The sequence below is a fragment of the Candidatus Desulfatibia sp. genome, from assembly GCF_036446775.1.
GTDB lineage: Bacteria > Desulfobacterota > Desulfobacteria > Desulfobacterales > UBA11574 > Desulfatibia_A.
Genome location: NZ_JAZFTO010000317.1, coordinates 1 through 2,880, shown reverse-complemented (window position 1 = coordinate 2,880; position 2,880 = coordinate 1). Strand labels below are relative to the sequence as shown.

General features: G+C 47.9%; 5 protein-coding genes. All 5 read right to left on the bottom strand.

The window, feature by feature from the left end; genetic code table 11:
• The coding region (locus tag V3S16_RS15015; RefSeq protein ID WP_413886364.1) for a Clp protease N-terminal domain-containing protein at nt 1-180 on the bottom strand (180 nt) is incomplete at its 3' end.
• A 129-nt stretch (nt 181-309) separates the two neighbouring features.
• On the bottom strand, nt 310-867 hold the full coding sequence (locus V3S16_RS15010; RefSeq protein ID WP_413886362.1) for a hypothetical protein: 558 nt from the start codon (nt 865-867) through the stop codon (nt 310-312).
• Nucleotides 864-1,943, bottom strand: coding sequence for a sigma 54-interacting transcriptional regulator (locus V3S16_RS15005; protein WP_413886360.1), 1,080 nt, complete (start codon nt 1,941-1,943; stop codon nt 864-866). Before V3S16_RS15005 ends, V3S16_RS15010 begins: the two co-directional genes overlap by 4 nt.
• Nucleotides 1,930-2,322, bottom strand: coding sequence for an ATP-binding protein (locus V3S16_RS15000; protein WP_413886358.1), 393 nt, complete (start codon nt 2,320-2,322; stop codon nt 1,930-1,932). The genes V3S16_RS15005 and V3S16_RS15000 overlap by 14 nt, the downstream gene beginning before the upstream one ends.
• Nucleotides 2,261-2,880, bottom strand: a 620-nt coding sequence (locus V3S16_RS14995) for a PAS domain-containing protein (RefSeq protein WP_413886356.1), incomplete at its 5' end; no start/stop codon positions are given. The genes V3S16_RS14995 and V3S16_RS15000, both read right to left, overlap by 62 nt.

The window sequence follows — 2,880 nt, the reverse complement described above, 5'->3', positions numbered from 1 at the left end:
GACAGCATTTGGTGAAATACCTAATTTACGCAGCATGGCCCCGGCGACCCCTTGTTCTTCATTCAGCATGACCTTTAAAAAATGTTCAGGTTCGATCTGCTGGTTATGATGCTCTGAAGCCAGAGCTTGAGCATTGTGAATAAGCTCTTGTGATTTAATGGTAAATTTATCAAAACGCATAAGAGTTCCTGTGCTCGCAAACAATAAAAAATCAATTTTTACGAGGATTTTAAGTGTTAAATTTGGCTAAAAAATAAACACTGACGACCTGATGTCAAACCTGTATGGTTTATGAAATGTTTGTTTGGGTTAAGAAGATGACATGCGTTTTAGTTCATCGGAAAGCAGGATGCGGCAATACCGGCAAAGCTGATCAGACTTGTGATCTACATCTTCGATGCAGCGGCAGTAATGCATAATGCAGGCGGGATCCTGACAATGGCGCAGATTAAATGTATGGCCCAGTTCGTGAATGGCTTCCTTGACAACGCGCCGGTGAAAGCTTTCACCGGCACCCATGGCAAGACCTTCATTGAGCCGGTGTACTGAGATGATGCAGGCTTTCCCGCCCAATTGCGCTTCTCCGTAAACGTGGGTCAAGATAGGAATGAACAGGTCTACCCGGGTGATGGCAAGGACCTTGACGGCACTGGGCGGCGCCCGCCCGGCCAGCTTTTCAAGAATTAAAGTTGAATGGTGCTGGCTGCGGGCCGTATTCAGGGCAAACTCCACATCCTGCAAAAGCGCTTTTATTGCGGTTCGATAGCCGAATACCCTCTGGATATCCCTGCTGACCAGGTTTAAAAGCTCGGGGGCTAACTCTGCGACCGGAGAGATCAAAATGCTATGTTCGGGTTGGGTATTCAAGCCGGCTTGTTTAACTGGCAGCGTTTGATTTTGCTATACAGGGTGGAACGATCAATGCCAAGGATTTTGGCGCTCTTGGAAATATTCCACTGGTTCTTATTGAGTATTTGAATAATATGGGTCTTTTCAACTTCTTTGAGGGTGTTGCCATGGGGGGCAATTAGATGTTCAGGACGAAAAATAGGCAAATCTTCAGGTTGAATCTCGCGGTTTTTGCTCATAACCACGGCTCGTTCAATGGCATTTTCAAGTTCTCTTACATTGCCCGGCCATTCATAAAGCATCATTTCATCCATGGCTTCCCTGCTGAGCCGGTCTATGTGCTTGTTGGTTTCTTGTGCATAACGGCGGTTGAAGTGTTCGCTGAGCAGTGGAAGGTCTTCTTTGCGCATGCGCAGCGTAGGCATGTTAAAGGAAATCACATTCAGGCGGTAGTATAAATCTTCCCTGAATATTCCAGCCTTGACGGCTTCTTCAAGGTTTCTGTTGGTGGCGGCGATGACCCGGAAATAGGCTTCAATGGGCTGAGTGCCGCCGACCCGATAAAAGATGCGGTCTTCCAGCACCTGCAAAAGATCAATCTGCATTCTCATGCTGATTTCACCGATTTCATCCAAAAAGAGCGTGCCGCCGTGGGCCAATTCCAGGCGCCCTTTTTTAGTCTCTTTGGCATCTGTGAAAGCCCCTTTCTGGTGGCCGAACAGTTCGCTTTCCATGAGGTGCTTGGGAATGGCGCCGCAATTGACGGCTACAAACGGTCCCTCACAGCGGGGGCTGTTGGTATGGATGGCCTTGGCCGCCAATCCTTTGCCGGTACCGGTTTCACCTGTAATCATAACCGTGGAGCCCGTGGGCGCAATATCCTGTATCAGGTCAAAGATTTCCTGCATGGGTTTGGACTGGCCCAGCATGCTCTCGAAGCGGGTTCTGTCCTTATATTGCTCTCTATGATTTTGCAGCCCTTCTTCACCGCCGGCCGCCGTTTCGACAACGTGACCGTCGCGTTCAAGCCATCCGGCCAGAGACTCTCGCATGATCAGTTCGTCATCGACGATAAGGATTTTAGTGCTGTCCATGTGGAGCTCCATCTTGTGATAGTCCGACCGACGACGGTTTTATGGGAAATCTAACGGTAAAGGTCGTACCTTTTTCCTGGTCTGATTCCACAAAAATGGTACCGTCATGTTCCTCAATAATGCCGAAAGCAACGGAAAGCCCGAGTCCGGTCCCTTTACCCTTTTTTTTGGTGGTGAAAAAAGGCTCGAAAATTTTAGAGAAATTTTCCGGTGGTATGAAAGAACCGGTATTGTGACAACTGACCGCAATCTTATTTGTTTTTGGCAGATGCCGGGTTTTAATGCTTAAAATCCCTCCGCCGGCGAGCTCAACAGCTTCAGCGGCATTGGAGATGATATTGCATAAAAACCTGTTGTAGCTGATCTTCTGAGCCGACAAGATCCGGCATCTGCGGGTCAAGATCCATTTCAACCATGACGCCACTGATTTTAAGAAGATTCGAATTCAAGAAAAGCGTTTTTTCGATCAACCGGGTGCGAACTTGGCGGCAATGGCCTTTGTTGCGAATGACTTCGTATAAGGGGCAGGGAAGTTCTTTGGTGCTGCAAGGCTGGTCAATTTGCTGAAAAACCTCATAGCATTTACGGCCGATAACCTCTTGGCGGGCATAGCCCATCTTTTCTAAAAAGGCCTGATTGGCTTCGGCAATCTCTAATTCCGGTGTAATCACGGTGATAAAGTCCTGAATGCCGTTGAAGATAGTCTCAACTTCCTCATTTCTGATTTTCAACTTGCGGGCTTGAGACTCAATGGCTTCCCAGAAGATTTTAAAAACGTGGTATCCCATGATACGGATATTCAGAGGCCGGGTTTTTATGATATCCTCGAGAACATCCTGTTCAGGTGTCAGAGTGATAATGAGGTGGATACTGTAGCGCGGGTCATACAGTTGGTGATAGTCGGTAAAGGTCAGCAGGCCACGCTCTCTGGCTAACA